The organism is Streptomyces harbinensis, assembly GCF_900116145.1.
Classification (GTDB): Bacteria; Actinomycetota; Actinomycetes; order Streptomycetales; family Streptomycetaceae; genus Streptomyces; species Streptomyces carpaticus.
In genome coordinates this window covers 759,199-766,753 of record NZ_FPAB01000002.1, presented here as the reverse complement: position 1 = coordinate 766,753, position 7,555 = coordinate 759,199, and the positions used below count along the sequence as shown (strand labels likewise).

Genomic DNA, 7,555 nt, shown 5'->3' with positions numbered 1-7,555 from the left:
CCATTCCCCCAAGACCAAGTCCGGACACGCAGAACTACGACAGCGCCAAAGGAAAAGAAACTCGGTCAGGCGCATGCCGAATACGCACCCGGCCGACGCGGGGCGCATGTGAAGAATTCAGTGATCAGCGAACTCGCGCTGTTTGACCGCTTACTGCTCCAGTTGAGCAGTCGCAGCGTGCACACGACAACAGACCCGCGCCACAGCACCCCCCATTACTGAACGAGGTCCCGAAAAGGACCACTCACCCCGTCGTCCTTAGGTCATCTCCACACTAGCCGAACCCCATCGGCTTGCCAAGCAATCGCAATGTGCCATTGCATGCTTTACGTTTGACGAATAGGCATAATCGAAGTCATGTACGTGGCACCGGCGTTAGTGTTGCAGCACGGCGACCGACAAAGATTGGAGTTGATCATTTCGAAAGCCCCCACACAACTGGCGCAGCGAGCCCACATCGTCCTGCTCGCGGCCAGCGGACTGCCCAACACCGAGATCGCCCAGCGCACCGGGACCACCCGGCCCACCGTGCTGAAGTGGCGTGAACGCTACGGAGCGGCCGGCATCGACGGCCTGACCGACCGACCGCGGCCGGGGCGGCGGGTGCAGGTGGACGAGGCGGAGATCCTGGCCGAGACCCTGGCGGACCGCGGCATCCCACCACCCGCGCTGCGCGCACCCCGCTGGTCCTCGCGCCTGCTCGCCTCCCGGCTGGACGTCTCGTACACCACGGTCGCGCGCGTGTGGCGCAAGTGGCGCGTCCAGCCGGACCGGCTGGACACCTACGTCTTCCCCGTGGAGCCGGTGCTCGGCCCGGACCTCGGGGCTCCGGTCGCCCTGCATCTGGGGACCCGGCCGATAGCGGTGTTCACCACCGCGCCGGGGGCGCACCAGCGTCTCCTGGAGCTGACGCACGCGCTCTCCCTGCCGGCGCGGCCGTCCGACCCGTTCTGTCCAGCCAAGCTGCTGTCCCATCTGCCGGGCTCGGCGGGCCCCTTACGCGTCCTCACCGGCCGCCACGCCCTCGCCGCGCTGCCGCGCGGCATGCCGCCGGGCACCACCGCGCACCACACTCCCTCGACCGAGACCTGGCTGACAGTGGTGGCCACGGCGCTGGGCATCCAGGCCAGGGAGGCGGCCCGCGGGGGTGACCGCACCCTGTCCGACCCGGGGCCCACGCTCCGCGCACTGCCCGCTTTCACCTGGCTCGCCCGGTTCGGCCGTCCCGTCGTCCACTGACCCGAGGAGGCAACACCCGCACCCCGTCCCCGCCCAGCCGGCTCCGCAGCGCGGCTCCGCCCCCGGGCGCGCCTGCGAGCAGCCGCCGTTTCAGCCGTCCCGGCCGGGGGCCGTCCCCGCGCCGTTCCCGGTGGAGACACCGCGCCCCGCCGCCCGCACCCGGGCATCGGCCCACCAGGCCCGGGTGGTGGGCACCATCGACAGCAGAAAGGCCGTCGCGGCGAGAATCCAGGTCCAGGCCGGGACCGCGGCGGTCTGGTCGGCGCGCCACTGGATCCAGCACAACGGCAGCAGGGCGACGCCGAGGAGGGCGTTGGTCATCAGCAGCGCCCCGGCCACCCGGCGGGCCGAAGCCGCCGTGGCCGGACGGCCGTTCATGGTGGCGGCGGCCATGGCCCACCGGTCGCTCGGTGCGGGCATCTCGTCCAGCGGCGTGGTGCGCGTGACCGCGAAGGCGCAGCCGGCCGTGATCGCGATCAGTCCCGCGTAGAGGAACACCGGCAGGAACGCCATGCCCACGCTCTTGTCCGTCCACGCGTCCACACCGCCGGGGCCGATGTGCTGCGGTATCCGGTCGGGCAGCTCCGGGTAACGCAGCAGCCCCCATGCGGTCATCACACCGAGCAGCAGCAGGCCCGGCAGCAGCCACCACCACGGACTTCCCGCCGGCCGCTCCCCCGTACCGGTCCTCATGTGCGGTCCTTCCCCATGGCGCTTCCAGTTCCGCCGTTCCACTGTAGTGCCGGGGCGCGAGGCCACCCCGGAGCGGGCGAGGTTCCAGGCGCCACCCGCCCAGGACAACGCCCAACCTGCCCCGGGTGCCCCGGCCTTGACGGGCTCCGGCCTGCCTACCTAGGTTCGGGTTCCGCGCCCGTCGCTCCGGATGGACTCCACCGTGCTCCCTGAACCCATATGTCCGCCCATGCCGACCGAGGGGGCCGTGTGACGGGCCTGCTGTGGCTCGGTGCCCTCGGAAGCTGGCTGTTCGTCGTGACCTTTCTGATCGACGGCTGGACCCGCCCCGGGTACCGCCCCGTCCGGCATCCGGTGAGCGCTCTCGCCCTCGGTGACCGGGGCTGGGTGCAGAAGACGAACTTCATCGTCGGCGGCCTGGCGATCACCGCCGGCGCCGCCGCCCTCCCGGGAGCGGTCGACAGCGTGCTGCTCGGCGTGGTGGTCGCGGTGTTCGGACTGGCGCTGGTGGCCTCCGGCGTCTATCCCATGGACCCCATGCGCGGCTATCCGCCCGGCACCCCGGAGGGGGATCCCCCGCGGTTCTCGGAGACTCATGAGCGGCACGACTGGGCCGGCTTCGCGGTCTTCGGTGCGCTGCCCGTCGCGGCCCTCGTCGCGGTGTTCGTCCTGCCCGGGACCGGCTGGAAGGTGTACGCGGCGCTCACCGCGCTCGTCACCGTCGTCAGCATGGCCCGGTTCTCGCAGGCGTGGGAGAGCGACGACCCCCGCACCGGTCTGATCCAGCGCGTGTTCATCGTCACCGGCTGGCTCTGGCTGGGCATCGTCTTCGCCCACGCGGCCCGGTAGGCGGGCGGCGCCACCGCGGACGGGGCCGGAACCGGAACCGGACGCGGCGGGTCCCCCTCACCGTGGGGTGAGGGGGACCCGTGGGTGGTGCCGGTTCAGCGTGCCGTCAGGCGGCGGCGCCACAGCAGCAGCGCGGTGCCGGCGATCAGCGCCGCGAAGGTGAGGACGAGGGCGGGGAGTACGGCGGTACCGGTGCTCGCCAGCGGACCCTTGCCGCCTCCGTCCGGGTGGCCGCCGGAGCCCCCGCCGCCGGTGGTGCCGATGCTGCCGGTGCTGCCGCTGCCGCCGGAACCGGCCGCCGTGCCACCGCCTGCGACATCGCCGCCGCCGCTGTCACCGCCGCCGGTGGTGGGGGCCGGGTTCTGCGGGCCGTCCGAACCGCCGCTCTCGCCCCCGCTCTCGCCCCCCGTGTCACCGCCGGTGTCACCGCCGCCGGTCCGGTCCTCCCCGTCGTCCGGGTCCTCCGGCCGCTCCGGGGGCGTCACGCCTTCCTCGGTGACCCACTTCGTCCCATCCGCGTACCGCGTCACGGTGAAGCTGTCCAGCGTGTCCCCGATCTCCCCCGGGGCCGCCCGGTCGTCGCCCTTGTGGGCGATCACCGAACGGTACGACAGGCTCTCGCCGTCCACCGTGATCGCCTGGTACGTGGACGTCTGCTGCGCCCGGGTGACCTGGGTGGCACCGTTGCGCGTCCACACGTTGTCGTCCGCCGGCTGGAGGTCGTAGAACTTCGAACCGGCGTCCGCTACCACGTACACCGGCCCGGTGGTCAGCCCCGGGGTGTCCGTCGCGTCGTCGTTCACGTAGCCGCGCGCGTAGGTGTGGTCGTGACCGGCGAGCACCAGATCGACGTTGTGCTCCTGGTAGACGGGCAGCCATGCCTCACGGATGTCCGGCTCGTCGCGGCCGGCGCCGGTGGAGAACACCGGCTGGTGGTGCAGGACGACCGTCCAGGTGCTGGGGTTCTCCGTCAGCACCCGGTCCAGCCACACGGCCTGCATGCGCACCCAGACGCCGCGGGCCTCGTCGCAGTCGAAGTCCGCGAGGTCGGCCGGGCGGACGAGCTCGCAGATGTCGTCCCGGTTGGCGTTGAGCACCACGAACCGGACGTCCTGGTGGTCCACGTGGTACACGGTGTCCCGCAGCGCCGCCGCCAGATGCGCACCGTACCGGTCGGCGTCCGCCCCGGCATCGGCCGGCAGCGGGCCGTTGTCCGGGTAGACGAAGCTTGCCCGGTTGGTCTGGAGCAGGCCGTTGCCGGAGTTGAACTCGTGGTTGCCGACCGTTACCAGGTTCAGCTGGGAGGCGAGGGCGGCCGGGTTGGCGGCGAACCAGGTGTTCCACTCCCCCTCGTGGGAGTTGTCGATGAGGTCCCCGGCGTACAGGGCGGCCCTGGCGTACGGGTACGCCTCGTTCGCCTGCGCCGCGATGGCCGGCCAGACGTCGCCGAGCCCCTGCTGGTTGTCGCCGTAGTAGAGGAAGGTGAACGGTTCGGCCCCGGCGGCGGCCGTGGTGAAGGTGTGCCAGGGGCTCCAGGCGCCGTCGTGGCCGACCCGGTAGGAGTAGCGGGTGTCCGGCTCCAGGCCGGTGAGGGCGGCCGTCCAGCCGGTGAACGCCGGGTCAGCGATGTGCGCTTCGGTCCGCACCTCGGCCTCCACCGTCCGCACCTCGCCCGCCTCGCCCGCGCGGACCTCGACGGTGCCCGTATCCGCCCGGCTGCGCCAGGTGATCCGCTGCTCGGTGGCCGGGTCGGCGGCCGGGGTGAGGACGACCCGTTCGGGTGTCTCGTCCGGGGCCGGCGGTGCCGTGTCGCTGAGCGCCACGTCGAAGATGTGCATGACGCCCCGGTCGGAGCCCTCCGGCAGCCGGACGGCCTCGACGGCCCGGTCCGGGTCGATGGCGGCCGGCGCGGTGGCGAAGACCTTCGCCTCGGTGGTGTCCTGCCCGCCGTCCGCGCGGTTGCGGCCGGGGACGGTGACCACCGGCACATTGCCGAAGCGGTAGGCGGTGCCCGGGGTCCAGTCGGTGAATTGGACCGGCACCTCCTGGGTGGAGCCGTCCGTGTAGAGAACGGTGGCTGTGCCCTCGGCCGGGCCGTTGGTGGCCAGGCCGAGGAAGGACACCGACGCGCCGTGGCGTCCGCCGAGGTCCACGCGCTGGCCGTGCGGCACCCAGTTGTCGGGCTCGCCCGCCGGGGTGTCGGGCCAGTGGAAGACGGTGTCGGTCTCCGGCACCGTCAGCGCGGCGCCCGGGCCGGCTCCGGCGGCGGCCAGGTGGTCGCGGGAGAGGCTGTTGCCGGAGGCGTCCAGCATGCCGGTGGCGCCGCGGCCGTCCGCCGTGGTGCCGATGTTGTTGTACGCGTCCTGCCGGTCGCCGTAGGAGGGCGGCACGTCGTCGGGGCCGGTGCCCCAGGTGCCGGGGGTGGTGCCCAGGGTGAAGTCCAGGGTGCCGCCGGTCCGGGTGAAGCTCTCCGGGAGCCAGGAGGCGGTGGAGTCGGTGCCGTTGACGGCGAGGGAGCGGATGTAGCGCTGCTCCGTTCCGGCGCCGGGCGCCTCGATGGCGATGGCGCGGTCGCTGCCGGCGCTGTCGATCAGCACCCGCTCGAACATCGGGGAGGAGACGGCGAGGTCGGCGGTGCCGTACACCGAGGGGTGCAGGCCGATCGCGGCCCACACGTACCAGGCGGAGAGCGCGCCGAGGTCGTCGTTGCCGGGCAGGCCGCTCGGCGAGGTGTCGAACATCTCCTCGGCGGCGCGGTACAGCACATCGGTGGTCGAAGCGGGCCGGCGCAGCCAGTTGTAGATCCAGGGGGTGTGGAAGTCGCCCTCGTTGCTGAGGTAGGCGTACGGGGTGTCGTACACGCCGGCGTCCAGCTCGGTGAAGAAGGTGTCGAGCTGTGCGGCGACGGCCTCGGTGCCGCCCCGGCGCTCGATGAGGGCCGCCAGGTTGTGCGGGACGAGCCAGCCGTACTGGTAGCCGGTGGACTGCTCGAACTGGTCGCCGCGTTCGCCGAGGTTGAAGCCGCGGTCGAAGCCGTTGCGATCGCGGGGCCGGATGTGGCCGCTGACCGGGTCGAAGAGGTTCTGCCAGTGCTGCGCGCGGGTCATGAACCGGCGGTGGTTGTCCTCGTCCCCGAGCCGGGCGGCCAGTTGGGCGATCGCGAAGTCGTTGATGGCGTACTCCAGCGTCCTGGAGGTGGCGACGTCGCCGTTGCGGCTCTCGACCCAGCCCAGGCCCGCGTACTGGTGCAGGTGCGCGCGGTTGCTGCGGTCGGCGGGCAGCGTCTGGGTGGCGACCATGGAGGCGAGCGCGGCCTCGCGGTCGTAGTCGGTGCTGCCGAACGCGTCGATCGAGGCCAGCATCACCTGGAGGCCGTCGCCGCTCATCTTCTGCTGGGAGACGCCGTTGTGCGGCCAGTTGGGCCAGCGGCCGGTCTGGGTCGCCAGGTCCGTCAGGGACTGGTTGATGTCCGAGCCGACCTCGGGGAAGAGCAGCGCGATCAGCTGGGCGTGGCCGCGGTAGGCGTCCCAGCCGGAGTACGTGGCGTACTGGTGGCGGCCCTCGGCGACGCGCCGGACGGTGCCGTCGTAGCCGAGGTACTCGCCGTTGACGTCGTCGTACAGGTTGGGGTGCAGCAGCGCGTGGTACAGCGCCGTGTAGAAGACGGTGCGCCGGGCGTCGTCGCCGCCGGTGACCTGGACGGTGCCCAGGGCGTCCCGCCAGGCCGCGGCGGCCTGCGCGCGCAGCGCTTCCGGAGTGCGGTCGCCGGTTTCGGTGGCGGCGTTGAGCGCGGCGTTCTCCACGCTGACGTAGGAGATGCCGATCCGGGCGGTGACCTCGGCGCCCCGCGGGAAGGTGACGAAGGCGCCCGAGCCGTGGCTGAAGGTCGAGGCGGCCTCCGTGCCGCCGGGGGTGACCTCCGAGCCGCTCCAGGTGCCGTGCGAGGCGAGGGGGGTGTCGAAGGTGGCGGAGAAGTGGACGCGGTAGCTGCCGCCGCCGCAGACGGTGCGCGTCTCGGTCCAGCCGGAGACGGTGTCGCCCGCGACGGTGACCGCGCTCGCGCTGGAGCCGTTGTTGGAGCCGGCCACGTCGAAGATGAGGGTGGCGGAGTCCCGGTCGTCGGGGAAGTCGAAGGTGGCGACGCCGGTGCGGGGGGTGGCGGTCAGGGCGACGTCGGTGCCGTTGTCCAGGCCGACCGCGTAGTGGCCGGGCTCGGCGTGCTCGTTGTCGTGGGAGAAGTCCAGGTAGTAGTCGCGGATGCCGTCGGCGGGCGAGGTCGGCAGCGCGTGGTCGGCGGTCAGCCGGCCGGTGTACGGCAGGACGGGGACGTCGAAGGCGCCGTTGTTGTTGGCGCAGCCGGTGCCGGAGAGCCGGGTGAGGCCGAATCCGCGCAGCTGGTCGGCGCCGTACTCGTACCCGCCCCAGTTGTCGCCGCCGCTGGTGTGGTGCGTGGTGGGGGTGAACTGGACCATGCCGAAGGGCAGTGTCGCGCCCGGCCAGGTGTTGCCGTAGGCGCTGTTGCCCTTGTTCTGGGTGGTGTCGTGGCGGGTGCCGATGAACTGGTCCACCGCGTCGAACGGGCTGAGCTGCGCGGCGCCGGTGTCCTGGTCGCGGGCGGTGGCGCCCGGTGCGGAGGCGACCTGGCCGAGCCCGGCCACCAGGGCGGCGGCGACGGCCGCCGAGACGGCTCTCTTTCCGATGTGCTGGTTCCGACGCCGTCGGAAACGAAACATGATGCCTCTTCACTGCTCGGCTGCCTGGGCGGTGCTCCGGC

The 7,555-nt window shown here is 72.4% G+C and carries 4 protein-coding genes; 2 read left to right on the top strand and 2 right to left on the bottom strand.

From position 1 onward, the window contains the following. Positions 1-411: 411 nt before the first annotated feature. Positions 412-1,239, top strand: a complete 828-nt coding sequence (locus BM385_RS07690) for a helix-turn-helix domain-containing protein (RefSeq protein ID WP_175542937.1) — start codon at positions 412-414, stop codon at positions 1,237-1,239. 90 nt (positions 1,240-1,329) lie between these two features. On the opposite strand, the gene BM385_RS07685 is transcribed toward BM385_RS07690, so the two are convergent. Then, positions 1,330-1,932: a DUF1648 domain-containing protein gene (locus BM385_RS07685; protein WP_093842561.1), complete on the bottom strand. Its 603-nt coding sequence runs from the start codon at positions 1,930-1,932 to the stop codon at positions 1,330-1,332. A gap of 249 nt (positions 1,933-2,181) precedes the next feature. Between BM385_RS07685 and BM385_RS07680 the strand changes: the two genes are divergently transcribed. Further along, positions 2,182-2,781: a DUF998 domain-containing protein gene (locus tag BM385_RS07680; RefSeq protein ID WP_093842560.1), complete on the top strand. Its 600-nt coding sequence runs from the start codon at positions 2,182-2,184 to the stop codon at positions 2,779-2,781. A gap of 95 nt (positions 2,782-2,876) precedes the next feature. On the opposite strand, the gene BM385_RS07675 is transcribed toward BM385_RS07680, so the two are convergent. Continuing rightward, positions 2,877-7,514, bottom strand: a complete 4,638-nt coding sequence (locus BM385_RS07675) for a GH92 family glycosyl hydrolase (protein ID WP_254791466.1) — start codon at positions 7,512-7,514, stop codon at positions 2,877-2,879. Positions 7,515-7,555: the final 41 nt, after the last annotated feature.